The 22,340-nt window shown below is 49.9% G+C and carries 22 protein-coding genes, 1 tRNA gene and 1 riboswitch; of the genes, 7 read left to right on the top strand and 16 right to left on the bottom strand.

Annotated elements, in window-relative coordinates:
* Position 1 precedes the first annotated feature (1 nt).
* The 11 genes from GCU44_RS02140 to GCU44_RS02090 all read right to left on the bottom strand — a co-directional run bounded on the left by GCU44_RS02140 (position 2) and on the right by GCU44_RS02090 (position 8,626).
* Positions 2-640 (bottom strand): ExbD/TolR family protein, encoded by a 639-nt coding sequence (locus GCU44_RS02140; RefSeq protein WP_092175495.1) that lies wholly within the window; start codon positions 638-640, stop codon positions 2-4.
* 2 nt (positions 641-642) lie between these two features.
* The gene (locus GCU44_RS02135) at positions 643-972 is read right to left on the bottom strand and encodes a hypothetical protein (RefSeq protein ID WP_092175492.1); all 330 of its coding nucleotides are present in this window, start codon (positions 970-972) and stop codon (positions 643-645) included.
* Between the two features lie 57 nt (positions 973-1,029).
* A complete protein-coding gene (locus GCU44_RS02130) occupies positions 1,030-1,848 on the bottom strand; it encodes a MotA/TolQ/ExbB proton channel family protein (RefSeq protein ID WP_092176082.1) in 819 nt (272 codons plus the stop codon).
* 301 nt (positions 1,849-2,149) lie between these two features.
* A tRNA-Ser gene (locus GCU44_RS02125) sits at positions 2,150-2,237 on the bottom strand.
* Positions 2,238-2,405: 168 nt separating this feature from the next.
* Positions 2,406-3,482 carry an asparaginase gene (locus tag GCU44_RS02120; protein WP_092175490.1) on the bottom strand — a complete coding sequence of 359 codons (1,077 nt, stop codon included), beginning with the start codon at positions 3,480-3,482 and terminating at the stop codon, positions 2,406-2,408.
* Complete coding sequence (locus tag GCU44_RS02115) at positions 3,472-4,254, bottom strand: TatD family hydrolase (RefSeq protein WP_154853186.1); 783 nt, start codon at positions 4,252-4,254, stop codon at positions 3,472-3,474. Before GCU44_RS02115 ends, GCU44_RS02120 begins: the two co-directional genes overlap by 11 nt.
* Entirely contained in the window at positions 4,251-5,243 is a 993-nt protein-coding gene (locus tag GCU44_RS02110) for a glycosyltransferase (RefSeq protein ID WP_154853183.1), read from the bottom strand. Before GCU44_RS02110 ends, GCU44_RS02115 begins: the two co-directional genes overlap by 4 nt.
* A gap of 116 nt (positions 5,244-5,359) precedes the next feature.
* Positions 5,360-5,986: a polysaccharide deacetylase family protein gene (locus tag GCU44_RS02105; RefSeq protein WP_092175485.1), complete on the bottom strand. Its 627-nt coding sequence runs from the start codon at positions 5,984-5,986 to the stop codon at positions 5,360-5,362.
* Positions 5,973-7,205 carry a PP2C family protein-serine/threonine phosphatase gene (locus tag GCU44_RS02100; RefSeq protein WP_154853180.1) on the bottom strand — a complete coding sequence of 411 codons (1,233 nt, stop codon included), beginning with the start codon at positions 7,203-7,205 and terminating at the stop codon, positions 5,973-5,975. Before GCU44_RS02100 ends, GCU44_RS02105 begins: the two co-directional genes overlap by 14 nt.
* A gap of 1 nt (position 7,206) precedes the next feature.
* The gene (locus GCU44_RS02095; RefSeq protein ID WP_092175479.1) at positions 7,207-7,458 is read right to left on the bottom strand and encodes a hypothetical protein; all 252 of its coding nucleotides are present in this window, start codon (positions 7,456-7,458) and stop codon (positions 7,207-7,209) included.
* Positions 7,459-7,504: 46 nt separating this feature from the next.
* Positions 7,505-8,626: a glycosyltransferase gene (locus GCU44_RS02090; RefSeq protein ID WP_154853177.1), complete on the bottom strand. Its 1,122-nt coding sequence runs from the start codon at positions 8,624-8,626 to the stop codon at positions 7,505-7,507.
* A 35-nt stretch (positions 8,627-8,661) separates the two neighbouring features.
* On the opposite strand from GCU44_RS02090, the gene ruvC reads away from it, so the two are divergent.
* The 4 genes from ruvC (at position 8,662) to GCU44_RS02070 (ending at position 11,727) form a co-directional block, all read left to right on the top strand.
* Positions 8,662-9,237, top strand: a complete 576-nt coding sequence (gene ruvC / locus GCU44_RS02085; protein WP_092175474.1) for a crossover junction endodeoxyribonuclease RuvC — start codon at positions 8,662-8,664, stop codon at positions 9,235-9,237.
* A 68-nt stretch (positions 9,238-9,305) separates the two neighbouring features.
* Positions 9,306-9,722 carry a nucleotidyltransferase substrate binding protein gene (locus GCU44_RS02080; protein WP_154853174.1) on the top strand — a complete coding sequence of 139 codons (417 nt, stop codon included), beginning with the start codon at positions 9,306-9,308 and terminating at the stop codon, positions 9,720-9,722.
* A gap of 118 nt (positions 9,723-9,840) precedes the next feature.
* On the top strand, positions 9,841-11,130 hold the full coding sequence (locus tag GCU44_RS02075; RefSeq protein ID WP_092176077.1) for an LVIVD repeat-containing protein: 1,290 nt from the start codon (positions 9,841-9,843) through the stop codon (positions 11,128-11,130).
* Complete coding sequence (locus tag GCU44_RS02070) at positions 11,131-11,727, top strand: hypothetical protein (RefSeq protein WP_154853171.1); 597 nt, start codon at positions 11,131-11,133, stop codon at positions 11,725-11,727.
* A gap of 393 nt (positions 11,728-12,120) precedes the next feature.
* Here the strand turns inward: GCU44_RS02070 and GCU44_RS02065 are convergent, their stop codons facing one another.
* The 5 genes from GCU44_RS02065 to GCU44_RS02045 form a co-directional block, all read right to left on the bottom strand.
* Complete coding sequence (locus GCU44_RS02065) at positions 12,121-13,113, bottom strand: ABC transporter permease (RefSeq protein ID WP_154853168.1); 993 nt, start codon at positions 13,111-13,113, stop codon at positions 12,121-12,123.
* A 7-nt stretch (positions 13,114-13,120) separates the two neighbouring features.
* Positions 13,121-14,077 carry an ABC transporter ATP-binding protein gene (locus tag GCU44_RS02060; protein WP_154853165.1) on the bottom strand — a complete coding sequence of 319 codons (957 nt, stop codon included), beginning with the start codon at positions 14,075-14,077 and terminating at the stop codon, positions 13,121-13,123.
* Positions 14,078-14,085: 8 nt separating this feature from the next.
* Entirely contained in the window at positions 14,086-14,943 is an 858-nt protein-coding gene (locus GCU44_RS02055) for a COG1470 family protein (protein ID WP_154853163.1), read from the bottom strand.
* Between the two features lie 570 nt (positions 14,944-15,513).
* The gene (locus GCU44_RS02050) at positions 15,514-16,560 is read right to left on the bottom strand and encodes a YncE family protein (RefSeq protein ID WP_154853160.1); all 1,047 of its coding nucleotides are present in this window, start codon (positions 16,558-16,560) and stop codon (positions 15,514-15,516) included.
* Positions 16,557-18,452: a TonB-dependent receptor gene (locus GCU44_RS02045; RefSeq protein ID WP_154853157.1), complete on the bottom strand. Its 1,896-nt coding sequence runs from the start codon at positions 18,450-18,452 to the stop codon at positions 16,557-16,559. The genes GCU44_RS02050 and GCU44_RS02045 overlap by 4 nt, the downstream gene beginning before the upstream one ends.
* Positions 18,453-18,620: 168 nt before the next feature.
* Positions 18,621-18,839: riboswitch (cobalamin riboswitch) on the bottom strand.
* Between the two features lie 95 nt (positions 18,840-18,934).
* Between GCU44_RS02045 and GCU44_RS02040 the strand changes: the two genes are divergently transcribed.
* Genes GCU44_RS02040 through GCU44_RS02030 form a run of 3 tightly spaced genes read left to right on the top strand, consistent with a single transcriptional unit; the run spans position 18,935 to position 22,167 of the window.
* Positions 18,935-20,098: an ABC transporter substrate-binding protein gene (locus GCU44_RS02040; protein WP_154853154.1), complete on the top strand. Its 1,164-nt coding sequence runs from the start codon at positions 18,935-18,937 to the stop codon at positions 20,096-20,098.
* The gene (locus tag GCU44_RS02035; RefSeq protein ID WP_154853151.1) at positions 20,091-21,119 is read left to right on the top strand and encodes an iron ABC transporter permease; all 1,029 of its coding nucleotides are present in this window, start codon (positions 20,091-20,093) and stop codon (positions 21,117-21,119) included. The genes GCU44_RS02040 and GCU44_RS02035 overlap by 8 nt, the downstream gene beginning before the upstream one ends.
* A 10-nt stretch (positions 21,120-21,129) precedes the next feature.
* Entirely contained in the window at positions 21,130-22,167 is a 1,038-nt protein-coding gene (locus tag GCU44_RS02030; protein ID WP_154853148.1) for an ABC transporter ATP-binding protein, read from the top strand.
* The last annotated feature ends 173 nt before the right edge of the window (positions 22,168-22,340 follow it).

The following is a 22,340-nucleotide window of genomic DNA, read 5'->3' as shown; positions in this document are numbered from 1 at the left end:
ATTAGCTTCCTATTTTATCAGGTTCAGCAATCGAGATGGCCATTGGAATACGGTCTTTTCCACGATCGATCAATTCTTTTTCGGCCGCAGTTTGCCCCGACAGTGCCCGGTACTGCTCTGCAGTCAATCCTACCCGCTCTCCGTAGATCTCGAAATAGGCCTTTTTCACCAAATCCAAAACTTCCAGATAGGTTTCATAACTGGTACCTCTATTGGTCTTGATTGAAATTACTGCACCACCGGTCATGGGATGGTCGGAAGATTCCGGACTTTGCTCTGCCAAGCCTCTCAATGAAGGAGGTAACTCATTAAACAAGGCCACCGCATCTTCGTCCGGGTTACCAAAGTTCAATACAAAACTTTTGATTTCTTCGGACAAACCATCGGTGTTATTTCTGAATTCACCTTCGATCAACAAGTCATCGTTTGCATTGATCAGAATGTTAAATATATTCCGTTCGTTTAGCTCCACCTCTGGTGGTGGCTGATTGGGGTCCTGCTTGGGAGGAAGGATATTAAGAATACCCTTATCCGAAGCGATTGTTGTGGTTACGAGAAAGAAGATAAGAAGCAAGAAGGCGATGTCCGCCATCGACCCTGCATTTACCTCCTGACTCATTCTACCTCTCTTGCTAGCCATAATTACTTGATTAATTTATTAAGTTCGGTAATTACGATGCCCACGATGGCCAGAATGAATAGGGCATATACGGTAAGCAATACCCCTCCTACCATCTTGGCACCTTCTGGAGAAATGTTAAATGGGTCTGCCATGTACTTGGCAGCCACATCTCCACTTGCGGAGGAGTAGGCTATCCCAAACACTGCGCCGATGATAACCACCCCGGCGACCGTCTTTAACAGACTTTTTGGGTCTCCGAGAGACTGGATCAATGGCATTAGGATTGCAAAAATCGCTCCTACGATGATCAGCAAGTACCCTGCATATAAAAATATATCAGTAGTATCCATTTTATCTAAATATCTTGAGTGAATAAATCATTTAAAGGTACACAAAAAAGACCAGGATTACCTGGTCAATTTGTGTTTCACCAAAATGTCTACTAAGCTGATGGAAGCGTCTTCCATATCGTTTACGATAGAGTCAATTTTTGCCACGCAGTAGTTGTAAAATAACTGTAGGATAATCGCTACGATCAAACCGGCTACTGTTGTTAAAAGGGCGATTTTGATACCACCTGCCACGAGAGACGGAGAGATATCACCTGCTGCCTCGATAGAGTCAAAGGCACCAATCATACCAATTACCGTACCCATGAAACCAAGCATTGGTGCAAGGGAGATAAACAGGGAGATCCAAACCAGGCCTTTTTCTAGCCTACCCATTTCTACGGATCCGTACGCAATGATGGATTTTTCCACCATGTCAATACCTTCCGAATAGCGCATCAACCCTTGAGTAAAGATGGAAGCAACGGGGCCTCTGGTACCTTTCGTCACGTCTTTGGCGGCTTCAATTCCACCCTCTTCTAACGCACTTTCAACTTTGGCCAACAATTTCTTGGTGTTGGTCGTTGAGAGGTTAAGCGTGATGATTCGTTCCAGTGCCACTGCCAAACCCAATATCAAACACAACAAAACGGGCGTCATGTACGTGGGATCTCCTTCAATAAACTTGTCTTTGATCACTTGATGAAAGGATTGCTCTTCAGCAACGATGTCATCATCGGTCATCACCGGCGTGGGATCAGGAGCAGGCGTTGGAGCTGGAGCAGCAGCCTCTTCGGTGGTGTCAGCTTCTGTTTCTTCTGTTTCTTCTTGTGCTTTTGTGATCATCGGAGAAAATAAAATCCCGAAAAGCATGAACAAAGCGATTAACTTTTTCATAATGTAGTTTTTAATAGACATTTAAAGGTTGAACGGTTTCTGAATTCGAATTAAGTTTTTAAAGTTATAATTTTTTCGGTTCATTTTGCAAATGATTCCATTATAATTTCTAAGAAAACCCTTTCAATGGGTACCGGATCGCACGCATTTTCTGCTTATTGTAAATAAAAGGATTGTTTTAACCCAAGTACGCAGGTGGGCATTCTTCCGTTTGAATGAAACCCTTCTGCCGACGTGACTTACAATGTGAGAGAGTTTTCAAAGAACTGGAACCGCTTGTTTCCGAACCAGGTGATTCACGTAGAGAGGAAGGGATTCGAACCCTCGATACCCTTTAGGGGTATACACGCTTTCCAGGCGTGCTCCTTCGACCGCTCGGACACCTCTCTATTTATTCTGGTGAATTTCGGTTTTGTTGAAGCGACAAATAAAATTATAAAATTCAGCCCATGCAAATAATTGCCTCGTTTATTATGTAAAAATAACACGCCTCAAACGGAATTTTTCTGGCAATGAAAGCTAGAAGATTGACGATCAAACCATTGATTCGAGCCCTGTCAATGGCTCAAAACAGACATCTCTCCAGCCAGCGGCGTCATCATCTTGCGTTTAATTTCGGTTTCGTCACTTTCGTTGGCCAGTACAAACATCATCTTGGTAATCGCAGCCTCTGTGGTAATGTCCCCTCCACTCAAAACCCCGACACGTTTGAGGTCGGTACTGGTCTGGTAACGGCCCTGAATCACCCGCCCTCCGTTGCACTGCGAGACATTGAATACCAGCAAGCCCCTGTCTACCGCCTCCTCCATGGTATGGATAAACCAGTCCTCGCTCGGGCTGTTGCCGGAGCCGTAAGTCTCCAGCACAATGCCTTTCAATCCTTCGATTTGAAGGCAGTGTTGGATGACGTTTTTTGTGATCCCGGGAAAAAGTTTCAACACCATGACGCGATTATCCAGCCTGTTTAGGTATTTGAGCTTTTTCCCCTCTTCATAGGGACGGATCGAGGCATAATTGTAGTCGATCACAATGCCGGATTCTGCCAGAGGTGGGTAATTTTCTGACTCAAAAGCATCAAAATGAACGCTTTGCACCTTCTTCGCCCGGTTTCCCCGAAGAAGCATGTGGTTGAAAAAGATGCAAACCTCTGGTACAATCGGTTTTCCGTTGGCTTTCGAAATCGCGATTTCCAGGGAGGTCATCAGGTTTTCCCGGGCATCCGAGCGCATCGCGCTTATGGGCAGTTGTGCCCCGGTAAAAATCACCGGTTTGTTGAGCCCGGAAAGCATGTAGCTGAGCATGGATGCACTGTAAGCCATGGTATCCGTGCCGTGCAGCACCACGAAACCATCGTAGGTATCGTAATTCTCGTAAATGATGTAGGCCATGTCCACCCAGTGTTGCAGGTTGATGTTGGACGAATCAATGGGTTCCGGAAACGAAATGACCGTAATGCTGATGTTCAGGTTGTTTAGGTTGGGGATTTTTTCCAAAATTTTCCCAAAATTAAAGGGCACCAGCGAACCCTGTTCGTCGTAGGCCATTCCCAGCGTACCTCCCGTATAGATGATGAGGACCGCATATTCGATCTCAGTTCGGGCGGCAGTATTTAAACGAACGATTTTATAATTCATCGAAAGGCTGTTTAAAAACGGTCAACGCGTTTTTACTCGTCACGGCGGCTACTTCCTCCACCGAGGTTTGAACAAAGCCGGCCATTTTTTCGGCGATGTGTGGGATGTATTCCGGTGAATTCCGCTTTCCCCGGAAAGGAACTGGAGCCAGGTAGGGACTGTCGGTTTCCAACACCAACCGATCCAGACCCAGGGCAGCCACTACTTCTCCCAACCCACTGTTTTTGTAGGTGAGCGTTCCCCCGATGCCCAAATAAAACCCCATGGCAATAATTTGCTTTGCCTGAGAGAGATCTCCGGAAAAACAATGAAAAATGCCAGACAGTCCATCGACCTGCTCGGATTGCAGCAAGGCAATGGTTTCATCCAAGGAATTACGGCAATGCAATACCAGCGGAAGGCTTTTGTCTTTCGCCCATCGAATATGCCTGCGCAACGATTCCTGCTGTTGCGCAAAATACGTCTTGTCCCAATACAAGTCGATGCCCGTCTCTCCTACGGCCACAAACGGGTGCCGGCCCCACCATTCCTCCATAGTGTCTAACTTTTGTTCGAAATCTGCTCCTACGTCGCAGGGATGCAAGCCGAGCATAGGAAAGCAAACCTCTTCAAAATCCGCCACTATCTGCAGCATCCCCGGAATGGACTCCAGGTCAATATTAGGCATAAAGAATTTCGCCACACCCTGTTCCCGGGCCGTCCGGATCACTTCGTACCGATCGGAATCAAATTTCTTGCTGTAAAGATGGGCGTGTGTCTCGATAAATTTCATGCGTACTTGCGGTTTTTCCATTGGATGGCTCCGGGCCAAAAGTAATACAATACGGTGGCCCAGCTTACGATCCAGTTATAAATTTCAAAGCTTAGTAAATCCAGAAATCTTGTTTTCGTTTCCGTTTTTGCAGCAAATGTGCGGATAAAAAGGGATTGAGCCAAAATTTTAATGGCCCAACTGATCCCTGTCAGTAACGGTACGTAATACAAGGCGACTGCCAGTGCCAGGTAGAACCCTACCTGCAAGCCCAATAGCCATTGCCAATACCAGGGCAAAAGGAATGCACCACGCATCCAACGTTTTCGCTGCTTCATCAACCGGGCAAATCCCGGTTCGGGCAGGGTCCTCACCAGCGCGGCTCTAGTTACCAGTTGAATGGGTCGAAATCCCATCCCGTAAATGGCTCTGGCCAGGGCGAGATCTTCCGTCACAACTTCCTTGAAGGGGAAAAATCCGCCCACTTTCCTGTAGGGGCCTTCCCCCACTGCCATGTTATTCCCCATGGCTGTTAGGGTAAATCCCCAATCTGCGACCACTTTTACTTTTCCCAGGGTAAGCCACCAGTCCAGGGACTGCATGCGTGCAAACCAGGAGTTTCCGGAAATCGTCGTTATCCCGGTCACTAAACCGAATTCCTGCCGATAGGTTTTCGCCATGCATTCTGCCCAGCCTACCGGAACCCGGCAATCCGCGTCGGTAAAGAGCAACAATTCCCCCTCTTTTACCTGCCCGGCCATCAGGGCCATGGCAAGGGCTTTGCCGTTTTCTCCAGCTACCGGCGGCCGGTCCAGCGGTATCAACTGCCGGTTTTTTCCCTGACTTACCCAGTTGGCCAGGATGGCACCCGTCTCATCACTGCTCTGGTCATCCGCCACCAGGAAACGAATCTTCTCGGCGGGGTACTGCAGCGCCTCTAGCGCACGAAGGCAGTCGGGCAAATTTTCTGCTTCATTTCGACAGGGAAGAAAAATGCAAACGTTTGGCATAGCGGCGGTCGGGTCCGCTTGGGAGTACCCGCGAAAAAATCGTTTCAGTCGGAACCAAAGTACCAGGTATTGGAGCGTAACCAGGGACAGTATGAGTAGCGCCACCTGCTGCACGGCTACAGTAGTTGGGTGGTGTAGCCAGTGGCGGATAAATAGTCCAGGTATCCGTGCAGCATGCTTTTGAGAAAGTGTCGGGATTTTTGCTGATCGTGAAACAAGACAATGGAGCCGTTTCTGGTTGTTTCCTGCAATTTACGCAGCGCGCGTTTGGGCGACATGCCGGGTACAAAATCCCATGAAATCAGATCCCACAAGACGATTTCATACGCTTCTTTAATCGCCCTTTTTTGCTTGCAACGGATGCTCCCGTAAGGCGGCCGAAACAAGGTGGGACGTGTACCGGTCTCGGCACGGATGACTTCTCCACACCTTTCTACGTCCTGCAGGTATCCCGCAACACTTGTTTTTGCACCTCGAAGGTGGTGAAAAGTATGGTTGCCGATGCCGTGTCCTGCTTGCCATACCTGCCGGGCCAGGGAACCGGACCGGCTTACGTTATCTCCCACCATGAAAAAGGTCGCCTTCATCCGGTGTTGGTCCAGGGCTTCCAGCACAAAATCGGTCACTCCATCTACCGGCCCATCGTCAAACGTCAAAAAAACATTCCGTTGATCCCGGTCCCGGTGCCAGGTAAAGTCGGTAAAAACCTGCTGCGCTATGTCTGGTACTTTAAAGGGGCGCATCTCCGTTGAATTGAAGGCTAAGCAACGTAAGGTCATCCCGTCGCGGCACTCCCTCAGAAAAGGCGTCCAGTTCTGTAAAGAAGCCTAAATGAAATTGTTCGGGAGTCGCACAGGGGTTGGCGCGGATGTACTGCAAAAAGCTTTCCTCGCCATACTCTTGTTCCCTGGGATTTAGTGTTTCGGTCAAGCCATCCGTATACAGGTGTATGATAAAGCCGTGCAGGTCGTTACGTTGGCCCTGTTCCAAAAACGGTAGGGATTCGAAGGCTCCCAGAATGGTGGTACCTGCCTCCAGCACTTCCATCTGCTGCCCCTGCTCGGTGCAAAGGACGGGGGGATTGTGCCCGGCATTGACGTAGCGCAGCCTGCCATCCGAATACCGGTAATGTCCCAGGAAGAAGGTAATGAACCGTTCTCCGTTGGTGTTTTCAAATATGGTGGAATTTAGCTGTTCGACGATGGTCACCAAATCCGAACCACTTCGCAACAAGGTTCGCAAGGCAGCCTGAAAGTTTGACATCAGCAGCGAAGCGGGCATTCCCTTGCCGGAAACATCTGCTACACAAAAATAAACATCATTTTTGGTGGGCTGAACCAGGTCGTAGTAATCGCCTCCCACCGTACTGTGGGGAAAATAGGTCACCTTTGCCTTTAGTCGGTGATTGGATGGCAAGCTTGCCGGAAAAAGCATGCGCTGCACACTGCTGGCGATTTCCATTTCCTTGCGCAAGCGTTCCTGCTCGAGTTGCTTTCGGGCAAAGCGTTTGTTTTCCAATGCCACAACCAGGATGTTGGTAAGCGCTTGGGTAAAGTCCAGGTCCAACCCTTTTTCTTTGTCCTTGGTATTCAAGAACAGGATTGCCAGCATTTTTTCTTTGTGGTAGACGGGTACGTATATATTTACCTCCGAGAAAGAGTATTCCTGAGAAAGGCTCACGCTGAGTTTACCCAGGTCTTTGTTTTCCTCCACATCCGCTTTTGCAATATGTTCCGGTAACTTTCCTTTTACCTGGTGGGAGATCCTGCGTTCAAAAAACTGCTCCTGCTCGTTGAACACATAAAGTAACAACGACTTGATGTTGAGGTGCACGAGACAGGTGAATTTAAAAATGTTGAGCAATACATTCTCCGTCTTATTTTCGTTGATGGCCTGGGTGATTTCCAACAAGGCCTTTAATTCCAATTCTTTTCGTTGGTACTTTAACGTCTCTGTGGTCATGTCAGCGGGTATTGTGTCTCAAAAGCCCTTGTTTGCTGGCCAGGTAATACAGCTCGTTGCCGTTTTCTTTCAACGCAGGCGGGGTAAATATTTCTTCCTCAGGACCCGAATAGCATTTAATCCATGCTTTTTGCAGCAGCAAATCCAAGGTAACTAACAGCCGCTCGTCCTCCCAACCCAATTTATTTTTCAGGTAGTCGTACGATTGTAGGAAATACAATTCGTCGAGCAGGTCAAATTCGTCGTCGGTCATTTTTTGTACCCATTGGTTAGGTGGAATGACAAAAATAAGGGTTTGATTAGTTTTTCCTTCCTTTCCAGGTATATTTTCCTGAAATCGCCCGCGGAACGGTCCGGACCACAAGCAAGGGGTATAACCAACCGGCTAGAAACAGGTCCAGGTTGTTCACCGGCTTTCCGAAATGCCGTAGAAACCGACCCAAGGTTCGTTTTTCCAGAAAGAATTTCAGCGCGCAATAAAGCAGGACCCAGCCAAGAAAGGTCCAATGCAGCAATGGAAGCAGCAGGACGGCCAACTGGCACAGACTGACAAGTGCAAAAAAGCCCGCCGAAGCGGCATGCCCCCAGCTCCGGTGAGCATTCCATTTACTGGCCCATCGACTACGTTGAGCAATCCAAGCCTCCACCCCCGGTAAGTACCGGGTTGTTACCAGCGATTCCGGTCCGGCACTATACCGCAAGGCAGGAGCGCCGAATGCGGCAAGTATTTTTTTCATCAGAAACTCGTCGTCCCCCGATAACAGGTGTTCGTTTCCCTTGTAGCCAGAAACATGGTAGAAAGCTGCCCGGCGAAAAGCCAGATTGGCAGCGCTGCACATCAACGGGTTTCCCCGGAAAAACGACACAGCCGTCATCAGTCCAATGCTCGCCCATTCGATGGGCTGAAACCTGCCAAAGACCCCCGGACCGGCGCTGGCGATTACCGGGCCTGCCACCAACTGCACCTCCGGCTGCTCAAAGGAAGCCAGCATGGACCGGACCCAGGTAGAAGGGACCTGTACGTCGGCATCGGTGGTCAGGATGAGGGCTGTGGTACTGTGTTCGATTCCCGTACGCAACGCGGCTTTTTTTCCAATTCCTTCGCTAGTCATGCACCGCCAATGTGCCAAATCCCTCTCGCTGATAAAGGCGTTTACCAGGGCTTCTCCCCCATCCTCGCTTTGGTCATTGATGAAAATAACCGGCAAGCCATGGGGAAGCTGCCGGGCGAGTTGCGGCAGTAATTGAGCCAGATTTGGCGCTTCGTTTCGGAAAGGAACCAGAACCGTGCAGTCGGGCACCGGATTTTCAGCCGCTGAGGCCGGCACCGGCAATTGATCCCAGGTGATGGCAAGAAAAACCAGGCCCAGCAGGTACGCAGCGAGGACGAAAATGCAAACGGCAGCGATAAGTAAACCCATGTCCTGCTTTGAAAGAATTGTCGTAAATTGCACCGATGGGTAAAGAAGCGAAAAATCAGCAGAAGGAAAAAATAATTTTGGGCATTGATCCGGGCACCACGGTCATGGGCTACGGGTTGTTACTGGTAACAGGCAATAGCTATTCAGTCCTCCAATTTGGTGTCATTCATTTGAAAAAATACAGCGATCATGCCTTGAAGTTGAAAAAAATATTCGACAAAATAAGCGGCATATTGGAGGAATTTTCGCCGGATGCCGTAGCACTCGAAGCCCCCTTTTACGGGCAAAACGTACAATCCATGCTCAAACTGGGCAGGGCACAGGGAGTGGCCATGGCGGCGGCGCTGGCCAAAGAAATAGCCATTACCGAATATTCGCCAAAGAAAGTGAAACAATCGGTCACGGGAAACGGCAATGCCTCCAAGGAGCAGGTAGCAGAAATGCTGAAAACCCTGCTAAACCTGAAGGAATTGCCCCAATTGCTGGATGCCACCGATGCATTGGCGGTGGCGCTTTGCCACCACTTCCACGAGGGCCGGATTCAGACCCGGGGACGAAGCGCGGGCTGGAAATCCTTCCTTAGCGAAAACCCAGACCGGGTAAAAAAATAATCACCTAACTATTCCGATTTCGATCGGTAATTGGTACATTGACTTCTACCGCTGTAAACGGAACGCTCATGAAACGAAAGGAATTGGATTGCGAAAATTGCTACACCGAATTTGTCGAACAGCTCAATGATTTGCGGGATGTGGTACAGGAAGGCAAAAGTCACGGTATGGACGACCGGACGCGCGCCGAAATCGTGAAATCTTTTGAAAAAGCCCATGACGCGGCCCTGGAAACCATTGCGGCCTATTTTAGAAAACAGGGGAAACCACCCTTTTCCGGGTCCCGGGACGCCACGGTGGAAGCTTTTCACGCAAACCTGATCGACGACGGACAGGGGTGGTTGGACATGATTATTTGCCGCATCAAATACAACCCCCTGTATCCCGGGGACTACCTGGGTTCCCTGACGGAAAACATCGTGAAAAAATACATCGATTTTCTGGAAGGATTTGAACGGGTCATGGAAAAAAACCTGGACCAGTAAACCATTACTAAAAAAAAGTGAGCTCCTGGTGTCGCACTTTTCCAATGAGTTGCGTCTCAGGGAAAAGCATCTGATCAAGATGTCCCCGAAAACCTTTTCAAATTTGTTCCCAATGGCCATGAAAACACACGTACAAAAAAAACTCAGACAAAGCCTTCCGCTCGTATTTTCGGCAATGCTGCTCGTGTTCTTCCCTTCCTGCGAAGACCAATTGGAATCCAGCTACACCTACCAAACACAGGTGCCGGTATTCTTGCAAGTAAATGCCTTCCGTGAAGCAGACATCATCATCGAACCGCCCAAGCCACTGGATAATCCCGGTAAAATCTACATTTTCGGGGACTACCTGTTTGTATCTGAGCCCGGCAAAGGGATTCACATCCTGGACAACACCGACCCTGCCAGCCCGCGTAATCTGAATTTTATCAATATTCCGGGAACGGGAGATTTGGCTATCAACGATCACATTCTGTACGCCGATAATTACGTAGACCTATTGGCGTTTGATATCTCCGATCCGCAGGACATTGAATTGGTCAAAAGAGAGGAAGACGTGTTCCCAAACCTGTATTCCAACGAGGAAACCGGTACCATTGTCACGTATAAGGATACGTTGATCACGTCTACGGATCCCAATATGATGTGGTCCAGTTGGGGCAGGCCAGCTTTTCGGACCGACTTTATGGCCTTTGAGTCCATGGCTGCGGTTAGCAGCGATGCCAGCAGAGGAGGTGGACAAAATTACGGGCAGGGTGGCTCCATGGCTCGCTTCACCTTATTGTCGGGCCACCTGTACACGGTAGACGACTACGACCTTCGCGTCTTCAACGTGGAAGACCCTACCGACCCGCAGTACCTGAAAAACATCAACCTGGGTTGGGGCATTGAGACCATCTTTCCGTTTAAAGGAAATTTATTTATCGGTTCCATGACCGGCATGCACATTTACGATGCGAGCATTCCCTCCGACCCGAAGAAAATGGCGGTGTACGAGCACGTCACTTCCTGCGATCCGGTGGTCGTCAACGATACCCATGCCTTTGTCACCCTTCGAAGCGGGGCAATGTGTCGCATGGGTGTAGATGAACTGCATGTGCTGGACATCACCGACCTGTACAAACCGCGGTTGATTAAATCCTACCCCATGGATAATCCGCATGGGCTGGGCCTTTTGGGAGATTATTTGTACCTTGCAGAGGGTGAACACGGATTGAAGAGTTTTAACGTGGCAGATGTTTTGGAAATCGCCAGCAATCAATTGGAGCATCTGGACGATTTTGCTGCCATAGACATCATCCCCGGACCCAAATCGTTAATCGTAATTGGCCCGGATGGGGTTTGTCAGTTTGACTATTCCGACCCGGAAAAACTAAAGAAATTAAGCTGTATCAATGTATCTTTTCGCTAAATGAAGGTCATTTATACCATTTTTGCAGCAACCCTCTATTTGGCCTGTCCTTTTAACAGCTGGGGACAGGCCTTACCTTTTACCCATCATTCCGAAATGGGTATGCTGAGCGGGAGGGATGAGTTTGGGACGCGCACCAATTTCACCTTCCAAACTTTCAATGGCTTTCTGCTTTCGGAGAGGCACGCGTTTGGGTTCCTGACCGGCCTGGACCAATACGGCGGCCTTTCCGTGGTGCCGGTGGCCATGAGCTGGCGAACAGTAGCCAATCCCCAAGATACCTGGCAGGTATACGGAGCCCTGGATTTGGGGTACGGGTCCACGATTCTGGAACCCACAGTGGTCACCGAATGGAACGAACACCGCTGGCAAGACGGGGGTTTTATGGGGCAGGGCAGTATCGGGCTGCGCTTAAAAACGAAACGGACCAATTTTTGGACCATCAGCCTGTCCTATAAACGGCAAATCTACCACCTCACCACTGCCAATCCCATGGTCCCAATGCCCGATCCCAGTCGCCCGGAAGACTGGAGCTATTTTGCAAAAGATAAAATCACATTCAATAATGTGGTGTATCGCTTGGGATATTGGTTTTGAAAAGTATTAAAAAGCCCGTTTTTTCGAAAAATGGCGTCACAGAGGTCCAAAGGTGACACAAAGACAACTTTTTTCGCCACAACTTCACACCGATTATTTTTCGGATTTAAAATAACTGGATTCGCTAGTTAATCCGATAATTCGACCTGTTTTCCGCGATATATCTGCGCTAATCTGTGCTATCTGTGGTGGTCCCTTTTTCACCACAGATTCGCACAAGTTTTACAGATTTTTTTCGAATTTAAAATAACTGAGTCAGCTACTTAACTGCATAATTTGTCCTGCTTTCTGTGATGCATCTGTGCTAATCTGTGGTGCATTTTTTTTATCCCGCAGACAAATCCCAAAAAAAACTCGTTATAAGTAGGGACCTGTAGATCCCTACATTCAGAACTACCCCCGTATTTCCCGGCGCATAAACAGGTAATACGAAGCTGCAAAACACATCGTCGTGGCAGCGATCAGGCCACTGAGCTGCGGCCATACGATCATCAAACTGTCCCGCAACGGAAGTGGCGAGGGGATCGCGCCGGCCATCTGTTCCATTGTGATCGGCCCCAGACTCCTTACAGATGGCATCAATAAGGTGGTCGTCGCATCGGTAAAAAGCTGACTGGGCGAGAGGCGCAACAGGTTTAAAACCTGTCGGTTATACCGAATCACATCCGTTTCGGAAAACTCATTGGCGGCCGGTACAATCAGGTCAATGATGATTTGGTAGAATACGGTAAAAAACAGCCAAATGCCAATTGCCGTCAGTGCGGAGGTGGAAGCCTGTTTGAAAAGGATCGACAATAAGATGGAAAGCCCCAGCCAAAATCCCACATAAACCGTGCAAAGGATCGTAAAACCAACGATTCGAAATACTTCCTCTGCCTCGATGAGCACTCCGGTGATCAGGATGCCCCCGCCGACCATCAATAGGGAGAGCGTCAGTAATAAGCTCCCAACAAGTGTCAGCGCACTGACAAATTTCGACAAGAGCAAATTATCCCGGTACACGGGCTGCGCCATGATGCGGGTCAATGTTCCATTTTGCTGCTCGGAATTGATTGCATCAAACCCAAGGCTGATACCCACGATGGGGCCCAGAAAATTCAGAAATACATGGAATGGTGGCAGTGTGCCTTCGGTGGTGGTAAGCAACTTCAGGTACAGGAACAACCGATCCGGATCCTTTGCATTGTTCACCACCTCGCGTATAGTACTCATGGCCACCGAGATGCTGCCCCAAAAGGTCAGGAGAATGAGCAGCAGCAGTACCAAAAACCGCCAGCTGCGAATATGACCCGAAATTTCTTTTCGTACCATCACCCAGAAGGGATGGGGGCGGGTTTCTGTCGTTGTAGAAGAATGACTGTCAACGAGATCCCTGATTGCTTTCATTGATCTTTTATTCAGTTAGGTTTTTCTCAAAATACTTTTCGTAAATTTCCTCCAATCCATACTCCTTTTTCTGGACACCGGAAACGTCATAGCCTTTGTGTACAAAGAACCGAACGATAGCGGGGGTCAGGTCTTTGCTACTCGTCACCTCGATCACCTGCCCTTGTACGCGAACCTGTTGCACAGCCTCCAGTTGGCGCATTTCTGTCTCATCTTTCCAGGGAAGAACGATGGCGTTTTCCAGGCTGACATGGACCTCGTAGGATTTTTCAGCAAAAATCCGGTTGGAAAGCGTATCGATGGTACCTTCAGCCAGCAATTCTCCCTTAACAAAAATGCCTACCCGGTCACAAACTTGCTGCACCTGATGGAGGTGGTGGGACGAAAGCAAAACAGTCAGCCCCTTCTCGCGACTCAATCGCAAAATGAGCCCGAGGAATTCCTTTACACCGCTTGGATCGATTCCCAGCGTGGGTTCATCCAAAATAATGACTTCTGGATCTTTGATAAGCACTTCTGCCAATCCCAGGCGCTGTTTCATTCCTCGGGAATAGGCGGCAGTCTTCTTATGGATGGCCTCACCGGACAGCCCTACCAATTCCAGGGTGGCAAGGGCCCGTTCTTCCACTTCGGATCGTGGAATTCCATTCAGTTCCCCTATGTACATCAGGTTTTCGAGGGCCGTCATCGTATCGTAAAAGCCGACACTATCCGGCATGTACCCTACAAGCCGCTTGACCGATAGGGCGTCCTTGGTAGCATTAAATCCGCAAACACGGGCCGTGCCGGAACTGGGCTCCGTTAGCCCCATCATCATAAGGATGGTCGTCGTCTTTCCGGCTCCATTGGGGCCCAATAATCCAAATATTTCCCCTTTGTATACCGTAAGATCCAATTCATTCACTGCTTTGAATTCGCCATACTTTTTTGTCAGGCGATTCAACTCTATGATTGGGTTAGCCATAACGTTGCTTATCTCCTACCAAATTTTCGGATGAGGTAAAATACAAAACCGATCGCCAGCAAAATCACGAGTATACCTACCCAGCCAGACAACATGGAGGTTTTGACCGTCATTCGAAAGGTCGCGGTACTCGTACTTGGAGCGTTTTTGGCAGTAAATTTACTGACGTAATCCCCTGCCAGGGTTTTATCGGGAACGGACAGCATTGCGATCACGTCCATGGTCTCGCCGGGATCCAACTGCTGGATCTCAGCGGGAGAAAAGGTGGCCTGCCAATTTGGAGGGGTCTGCGAGGAGAAAGTAATGTCATTCAAGGCCAGCGAGCCAGTATTTTTTACCTGGAGAAGTATTTCGGCTTTTTCTCCCTCTGTAATTTCACCACTCAAGCGCCCCGTAGGAGTGGTGAGCTCCATTTCATGGGATCCTTCTACTACCGCTTCCAGGTCTAGTGAAAGGGTCTCATTAGCTGCGCGGGCCTGCACGGGTACGGGGTAGGTCGAAGGAGCTGCCCCATAGGCCGGTCGTATTTCGATGGTGAGGCTTTCCGTTCTTCCCGGCTCCACATTTAGCGAAGTGATTTGACTGCCCCTCGCCTTAAAAGCAACCCGCCAGCCTTCGGGCATCTCTGCGCTTAATTGGTATATCCGCGCTTGATCGGAATTGTTCGTGAGCGTGGCCTGATAACGAAAGGTTTCATTGACCGGGGCTTCTATGTTAAGAAGACTTGCGGTAAACGACGACCCGTCCCGTGAATCTTGAGCCGGGACCTTTAAGGGAAGTAGAAATACAAAAACAACTAGAAAAGCAAACAAACAATACACGCCCCGAGAGGAGCTCTTTCTGTTAAAATTACCTGCGGAGTTCATATAAATAAGTGAAATTATGAATTAAACCATTGACGTAAAATCCAAGCCTATTTACCTTGAGATAACTTCAAGAATTGCGGAGACAATTTTATGCGAGAAGCAGATTTTACGCAAGACCCAAATCGAGAAATTAACATTTTTTAACAAACCGTCAATCGGTTGGATCATCACTAACCGTTACTGGTGCCGAAGCCTGTCGAATAGAAAACGCGTACCGCCAACGTTCACCGACAGACTTCCGCGGGTGCAACGAGCGAGGCGTTCATCCTTTATCCCAAAATACATCCTACCGATGACGTATTTTTACCACCCCCTTTCTCCCACTCCTGAAAACAGGAGTGGGAGAAAGGGGGGAGGTGATTTGATATCACGCTTTATTTTTTTAATAGGCTGATTTTTAGATAGGTAAAAATCAATACCGTCATCCTGGTTTCTGCGTTTTTTAAATGTTAAGTCTCGCAGTGGCGCCAATACCGGGCATTGGTTTTTGAGCCCGTCGGGCTACGGCAGGCTAAGCCACTCCACATCATCAAATCATCACATCACCACTTAACCTATCATCCCTCAAAATCAGGGAAAATAAAAGCCACTAGGGCCTCTTCCGGCGGGCAATTGGTCTATCAACGCTCCGGCCGAATTGATACGTAGTACTGAGCCGTTTCCCTGCCAGCCGGCATGCTCTCCAATAAACAGCGTTTGCGTTGCCTCATCGTATCCCAACCCGTAAAAATTTTTTCCCGAATAAAAACGGGCCTCCGAAACCGTTCCGGTACCTAGAGAAAGCTTCACTACCACATCTTCATCGGCCTGGTTGCTAATGACAACTAGTTCGCCACTACCGGTAAAGGCAAAATTGCCATTGTAAATGCTGTTGACAACCCCAAACGTTTGCGTTTCCTCCACCTCAAACGTCACCGGATCCAGTCGGTGCGCGTAGACATTTTCGGCATCGTTGGCATACAGGTAGGTACGATTTGCGTAGTTAAAGAAATAAAAAGGCGTGCCGCTTACCGATACGGTCTTTTCTACGGTTTCATTTTCGGGGTTTATGACCGAAATCAGCTGTTCCTGCTGGCAGGCTACCAAAATCCGGTCTCCCAGGAAAGTCATTCCTTCTGGCCTGGAGGAAATAGCGATTTTCTTGCTGACCGAACCGCCCTCCAAGCCATTAACCACGGCAATAAACGATTCCGGATTGTTCCAGTTTTCGTCGTAGGCACCCCAATCGCTGATGAATAATTTCCCGTCAGTAGCAAGCAGGGACCGGGAATTGATCAGGCCTTCGTTTACCGCGCCTACGCTTACAAAGTCATCGGACCGAACGATTTCCACCTTGCCGGTATTGGCGACGAGATACCTATTGGCTCCAAAGGACCGCATGTTTTGGATCAACCCGGCAAAGGGGCGCGCATTCGCCTTTTCAAAAATAGACGATTCCATTTCCCCACTTTCGGTTTCGTAATGGAAAATTTCCCCATCATTGGCGCCAAATGCCCCTTCATTGATCACCAGCACCCCTTCTTCATAGGCACCTCGGGGCATTTCTACCGGCTCCGTTGCACAGGATACCAACAGCGTAAAAATCAGTTTTTGAAAAGCTAACTTCACTTTTTTCATAGTTCTAGATGTATTGTAAGTTGAAAATTTCTTCCAGGCATGGGCCGTAGCCGAAGCAGCTGGTACTCGGTATTCCACACATTATGAACTTCTAGCGCAACGCTTCCGCTTACCCATTTCTTCCAGGAAAAGGTACGGGAAACACCCGCTCCCCAAAGCGAATAGGCCGGAAGTGCGGTCTGGTTATCGGAGGTGACAAAGCGTTCACCGGTGTATTGCCCCGACACAAAGCCGGAAAACCGGTCATTTTTTACCTTCCCGCGTACCTGCAATTTGTGGATGGGTACGTAGGGCAGTTGTTTACCGAGATCCATCTCGTTTCCTGCTGCCACGCTGCGGCTACTGGTATGGGTCCAGGCATAGTCCGCCTCCCAACCCAGATCCCAGCCCCCCTGCTTCAACTCCCATTCCATGAAGTACTCCAGCCCCTTACTCACCACCTTGCGGACGTTTTTTGGTGTCCAGTAGGATTCCTCCGGAAGCCAGATAATCCAGTTGTCCACGCTCATGTGAAACAGGGAAAGCCGATTGCTAAACTGTAGGATCTTATTGGTAAACTGTTGGTTGAAACCCAGTTCCTTGCTCCAGCTCTGCTCGGAAGCAAGGTCCGGATTTCCCCCAGGCACCCAGTAGCGGTCATTCAAGGTGGGCACCTTAAAGCCTTTGGATGCAGCTCCCAACAGCTCCCACTGCTGCACTGGACTTTTACCAAATGTCCAGGAAACACCCACTCCCGGAGTAAAGGGAACGGGCTGTCCTTCGTGCAGCAACTGCCTCAACTGCAGGGAAAATGCCAGGTTGTCCAGGGGCTTGTAATTGGTCGCCTGATACAGTTCAATGCGTTGTTCGGAATGGGAATAGGTCGATAAATCCCCCTGAATTCGGGTATACCGAACGCCGGAGCGGCTTTGCCAACGCGCTGAAGGTTCCCAGTCCACCGCAGCTGCCAGCAAGGCTTGCAGGGTTAGGTTTACGTCTGAATTGAACTCCATGTGGTCGCGCACTATTCCCGCCTTGATATTCCAAGTGGTTTTTGGACCGTTTTTGATGTAATCCAACACCGCCCGGAGATTTGTATCGTTTTGGACATCTCGGCTGGATGAGCCCATAACGGGTTGAACCTCCCGCTGTATTTCCCCGAGCCAGACGGAAGCTTGTAGCACCTGAGCTTTTCCCAGATCGGCACGAATGTCCTGTACCCAACCCTGTTGGTGGACCGCCGCATGGTCCTGGTACCGAATAGGCGTGTCCGGGCTCGCCCAATCCGTATACGGATACCGGTTTGCCAGCACGTTTCGATACAGGCTGGTACGAAAGGAAATGGATTGAAGGCGCTGTTGGTGGCTGATTTCCTGGCCCCAATTGCCAAAACTTCCCAGCTGAGTTTTAACGTGGCTCTTGCGCCGTTGGTCTCTGGAGAGGGAAGTGGAGAGATGCACGGCTCCTCCGATGGCATCCGTCCCGTACAGTGCACCTGCACTTCCGTAGTGGATGTCTACCTGGTCCATACCGGCCATGGGAAAAATCGAATAATCTGCCTGGCCCAGAGAGGGACTATTGACCGGCAGCCCGTTCCAAAACAAGGCGTTATGGCCCGCGGATGTACCTCTTATGCTTAGGGAAGCAGCCATTCCCGGCCCGTAAGCGCGGATAAACAGCCCGGTTCGATCCTGAAGCAGGTCGGCAACCGAGCCCCCGGAAGGCCCCTCTGCAGCAGAAAGGTCAAGGCTACGAATCCGCTGCCCGTATGCATAGGTGCGCATCGGTACCGCAGCCACCTCCACGGGATCCAACTCCACCGTATCCCGGGCCAGCTCTTGACAATATCCCCAGACCGGCAGCAAAAGCCATACAATGGCGAGAAAGGGAATACGTTGATTTACTACTGCCATGATACCATCGGTTTCTTTCGAATCCGGACAGAAACGGCAAGAGAATGCGGGTTTATCCGTTGGACAGACCAATAGAGCGCGACCACCGTCAAATGGCTTCGCCTGGCTACGACTGGTAGAAATGAACACTGTTACAAACCTTCTTCTCCGCCTTTCTCCCGAAAGCGTTGAATACAGCGAAAAATGGCAGGTCTCCTGACTTCCCTTGGTTGTTCCGCCTTCTCGTCCTTGGATTAGGACAATGGCTGAGGATGGACAACCCCTGCCGCCGAAATCTGGCTGCAGGCATGGGTTACAGTTGCGGGGACAGCTCCGGATTTCCACCGGATTCCCTATTAATCCCGAGAGCCTGGTACAGGTTCGGGAACCATTAATCGAGACAAACATACAGGAAAATCCGCATTCAAAAAATTTTTACCAGAAAATAGCTGTTGGAATTGGGGGGTACATTGGTTTACTTTGGCATCAAATGTAAATCAGAAATGCAGCTATCGTACCCGGGAATTCGCTTCTACCTTGCCATAAACCTGCTGCTGTTGGTTGGTTTTTCCTGTGGTGAAAAAGAAAAGCAACGAGAAGACGCCACTGCGCTGGGCATCCAAGAAATCCCCCTGACTTATGCGAAGGGTTTTTCTCTGTACAAAACCCCAGGAGGCTACCGCTTGGTAACCCATTTTGAGCCAGGACTGGAAAAACGGTACGAAATCCGAGCCGCTGCCAGCCCGGACTCCCTGCACCTTGCGGAGGGTACCCAAACGATTTTCGCCAGTAGCAGAAAAATTGTACTGACAGCAACCACCCAAATTCCGCACCTGACCTATCTGGGTGCAACAGACCGTTTGTTGGCGTTTCCAAATTTGGACCTGATTTCTTCCCCGGCCGTTCGCAAACAGATAGCTGCGGGGAAGGTCGTCGAACTGGGAAAAGGCCCATCCCCGGACCTGGAAACGATCATCGCAGCCGATCCCGACTGGGTGATGGTATCCGGATTTGGGGAAGTGCAAAAACTCACCGAAAGGCTGGATGCAGCGAGAATTCCCGTGGTCGTAAACGGAGAATTCCTGGAACCACATCCACTGGGAAGGGCGGAATGGATCAAGGCTACAGGAGCCCTTTTGGGTGAATTGGAGGCCGCCGACAGCATCTTTTCCGCCATAGAGGCCAATTACCAGACTGCCCGGATGCAGCCAGGTACCACCCTAGAAGAAGATCGGCCCTCCGTGCTTTCCGGAACCTTGTACAAAGACATCTGGTATGCTCCCGGGAAGGACAGTTGGGTAGCCCAACTGATACGGGATGCCGGAGGAGCGTATGTATTCGAGCAACTCGAAGGCAGCGGTAGCCTTGCTCTCAACTATGAATTTGTGCTCGATCATGCGGGTGAAGCGAGCTTTTGGATTGGCGCCGCAGATTACGCCTCCGTGTCGCAGATGGGAAATACCAATCCAAAATACCAGGATTTCAGGGCTTTTTCCAACGGACAGGTCTACACCTATACCCGGAACAGGGGCGAAACGGGCGGACTAATGTATTTCGAGGAAGGTTACCTGCGGCCGGATTGGGTACTTTGGGACCTGATCAAGATCCTGCATCCGGAAAAAGCAAGGGACCGCGATTTTCACTATTTCCAACGCCTCCATGAATAGCTTTCTATCCCCCCGTCTGGTGATCGTGCTACTTCTGTGTGCCGGGTTATGGCTGATCAACCTGAGCCTGGGCAGCGTACACATTCCTTTGAACGACCTGCTCCGGCGACTTGGAGGTATCCCTTTCCCAAAAAGCAGTTGGGAAATCATTGTCGTGGACTACCGGCTGCCCAAATCACTTACCGCAATGCTTGCCGGGATCGGACTTAGCCTCAGCGGCTTGCAAATGCAGACGTTTTTTCGAAATCCACTGGCCGGTCCCTATGTACTGGGCATTAGCGCTGGTGCGGGGCTGGGCGTGGCACTGCTGACCATGGCGGGAACCGCTTTCGGCTGGCACCTGCTGGGCAGTGCCGGAGGGTATTGGTCGGTGGTTTTGGCGGCGAGTGCCGGGGCGATCAGCGTACTGGTACTCATGGGCCTGGCCGCCTGGAAGGTAAAAGATAGCATGACCTTGTTGATTGTCGGACTCATGTTTGGTAGTGCCGCCTCCTCACTAATCACCCTGTTGGCCTATTTCAGTGCAGCGGAGGAATTGAAGCTATTTACCATTTGGTCCATGGGCAATTTGGGAAACACCGGCTGGAAGGAACTGGTACTTCTTTCGGGAGCGGTGTTCCTGGGCCTGGTACCAGCAATTTTTTCTGTCAAAGCCTACAATGCCATGCTCCTGGGCGAGGCCTATGCAGTGAGCATGGGAATAAACTTTCAGCGGTTACGCTGGGTAATGATCGTCAGTACGGGCATACTTACCGGCAGCATTACGGCTTTTTGCGGACCCATCGCCTTTATTGGCATAGCGGTACCGCACCTGGCCAGGCTGCTTTTCCGCACCCAAAACCATGCATTGCTCTTTCCGGCCGCAGCAAGTTTGGGGGTAGTGATTTTGCTTGCCTGCGATACCATTAGCCAGCTGCCCGGCATGGCCAGTACGTTGCCTTTAAATGCAATCACCACAGCCTTTGGTGCGCCATTGATCATTTGGCTGATCATGAAACGAAGTTTCAGTGAGGAATTTTAACGTTAACACCATGAATCTGCCGACAACCAACACGGCCGAAAATCCGGCATTTGTACGGGCCAGGGACCTGGAATTGGGCTATCGCACCGGTAAGCTGGCGCAGCGGGTAGCCTATCCGGTGAGCTTTGACCTGTATCGGCAGGAGCTCACCTGCCTGATGGGACCCAATGGGGTGGGCAAATCCACTCTGCTAAAAGCCATCATGCATCAGCACCCGCCCCTGCAGGGCGAGGTGTGGCTGGGGGATACCCCAACCGGTAGGCTTGCTGAAAAGGAGCGGGCAAAAAAGATCGCCGTGGTCCTGACCGAAAAAACACCCACAGGCATGATGACCGTCCGGGATTTGGTCGCCCTGGGCAGAATTCCACACACCGGCTGGTGGGGCCAACTGAGCCCGCAGGACCAGGCAAAAATAGCCGAAGTGATGGAATGGACATCCATTTCGCATCTGGCCGCAAAACGGGTATCCGCGCTCAGCGACGGACAGCGGCAAACGGCCCTGATTGCCCGTGCCCTGGCCCAGGACAGCCCCATCCTAATCCTGGACGAACCTACGGCCCACCTGGATCTTAGCAATCGGTTTGAAATCATGTACTTGTTACGTGACCTTGCAAGAAAAGCGTCCAAAGCCATTTTGGTCGTCACCCACGATCTGGAAGTAGCCCTTGAAACGGCTGATAAACTTTGGCTGATGAACGCAAACCAGCCCCTGTTGACCGGCAGCCCGGAAGACCTGATGATTAATGGCGGCATACAGCGCCTGGTCCCCGGGGACAAATGGCAGGTGGATGCTGTTTCTGGCAAGATCGTTCGGAGCACAATTCCGCTGGCTTGTGCCATTGAAGGGCCCGAAGCCCTGGTTTGTTGGGTAAAAAACGCCCTCCGGAAAAACCCCGAACTGCAACTGCCTGCCTCCATTCAAATCACCGCATCCCCCTTCGAAATAAAAGCAACCTTTGCCAAAAGCTACTGCCTCTTTCAAAGCATTTCCGAAATGCTCAGATTCCTCCAAAATCCGCCAGCAACAGAAAACCCCTTTTTAAAATAAAATTTTTTATTTATATTTAATTTAAAATTATTCTATTAAAAAACAATTAAATAGTAATAAAATTTTATTAATATCGATTTTACTTATTAACGAATTTATTGAAAAAACACATCAACGCATTCGCGTAAATAAGATCAATTATTTCCACAATCGGATTTTATTGCTAGCCATAA

The organism is Cyclobacterium xiamenense (assembly GCF_009467825.1).
Taxonomy (GTDB): domain Bacteria; phylum Bacteroidota; class Bacteroidia; order Cytophagales; family Cyclobacteriaceae; genus Cyclobacterium; species Cyclobacterium xiamenense.
The sequence above is the reverse complement of the archived record's forward strand: the minus strand, read 5'-3'. Positions and strand labels throughout refer to the sequence as shown.

Bases quoted from the DNA above. Each gene is read 5' to 3' on its own strand.
- GCU44_RS02140 (WP_092175495.1), bottom strand. From the start codon at position 640: ATGGCTAGCAAGAGAGGTAGAATGAGTCAGGAGGTAAATGCAGGGTCG.
- GCU44_RS02135 (WP_092175492.1), bottom strand. From the start codon at position 972: ATGGATACTACTGATATATTTTTATATGCAGGGTACTTGCTGATCATC.
- GCU44_RS02130 (WP_092176082.1), bottom strand. From the start codon at position 1,848: ATGAAAAAGTTAATCGCTTTGTTCATGCTTTTCGGGATTTTATTTTCT.
- GCU44_RS02120 (WP_092175490.1), bottom strand. From the start codon at position 3,482: ATGAATTATAAAATCGTTCGTTTAAATACTGCCGCCCGAACTGAGATC.
- GCU44_RS02115 (WP_154853186.1), bottom strand. From the start codon at position 4,254: ATGAAATTTATCGAGACACACGCCCATCTTTACAGCAAGAAATTTGAT.
- GCU44_RS02110 (WP_154853183.1), bottom strand. From the start codon at position 5,243: ATGCCAAACGTTTGCATTTTTCTTCCCTGTCGAAATGAAGCAGAAAAT.
- GCU44_RS02105 (WP_092175485.1), bottom strand. From the start codon at position 5,986: ATGCGCCCCTTTAAAGTACCAGACATAGCGCAGCAGGTTTTTACCGAC.
- GCU44_RS02100 (WP_154853180.1), bottom strand. From the start codon at position 7,205: ATGACCACAGAGACGTTAAAGTACCAACGAAAAGAATTGGAATTAAAG.
- GCU44_RS02095 (WP_092175479.1), bottom strand. From the start codon at position 7,458: ATGACCGACGACGAATTTGACCTGCTCGACGAATTGTATTTCCTACAA.
- GCU44_RS02090 (WP_154853177.1), bottom strand. From the start codon at position 8,626: ATGGGTTTACTTATCGCTGCCGTTTGCATTTTCGTCCTCGCTGCGTAC.
- ruvC (WP_092175474.1), top strand. From the start codon at position 8,662: ATGGGTAAAGAAGCGAAAAATCAGCAGAAGGAAAAAATAATTTTGGGC.
- GCU44_RS02080 (WP_154853174.1), top strand. From the start codon at position 9,306: ATGAAACGAAAGGAATTGGATTGCGAAAATTGCTACACCGAATTTGTC.
- GCU44_RS02075 (WP_092176077.1), top strand. From the start codon at position 9,841: ATGAAAACACACGTACAAAAAAAACTCAGACAAAGCCTTCCGCTCGTA.
- GCU44_RS02070 (WP_154853171.1), top strand. From the start codon at position 11,131: ATGAAGGTCATTTATACCATTTTTGCAGCAACCCTCTATTTGGCCTGT.
- GCU44_RS02065 (WP_154853168.1), bottom strand. From the start codon at position 13,113: ATGAAAGCAATCAGGGATCTCGTTGACAGTCATTCTTCTACAACGACA.
- GCU44_RS02060 (WP_154853165.1), bottom strand. From the start codon at position 14,077: ATGGCTAACCCAATCATAGAGTTGAATCGCCTGACAAAAAAGTATGGC.
- GCU44_RS02055 (WP_154853163.1), bottom strand. From the start codon at position 14,943: ATGAACTCCGCAGGTAATTTTAACAGAAAGAGCTCCTCTCGGGGCGTG.
- GCU44_RS02050 (WP_154853160.1), bottom strand. From the start codon at position 16,560: ATGAAAAAAGTGAAGTTAGCTTTTCAAAAACTGATTTTTACGCTGTTG.
- GCU44_RS02045 (WP_154853157.1), bottom strand. From the start codon at position 18,452: ATGGCAGTAGTAAATCAACGTATTCCCTTTCTCGCCATTGTATGGCTT.
- GCU44_RS02040 (WP_154853154.1), top strand. From the start codon at position 18,935: ATGCAGCTATCGTACCCGGGAATTCGCTTCTACCTTGCCATAAACCTG.
- GCU44_RS02035 (WP_154853151.1), top strand. From the start codon at position 20,091: ATGAATAGCTTTCTATCCCCCCGTCTGGTGATCGTGCTACTTCTGTGT.
- GCU44_RS02030 (WP_154853148.1), top strand. From the start codon at position 21,130: ATGAATCTGCCGACAACCAACACGGCCGAAAATCCGGCATTTGTACGG.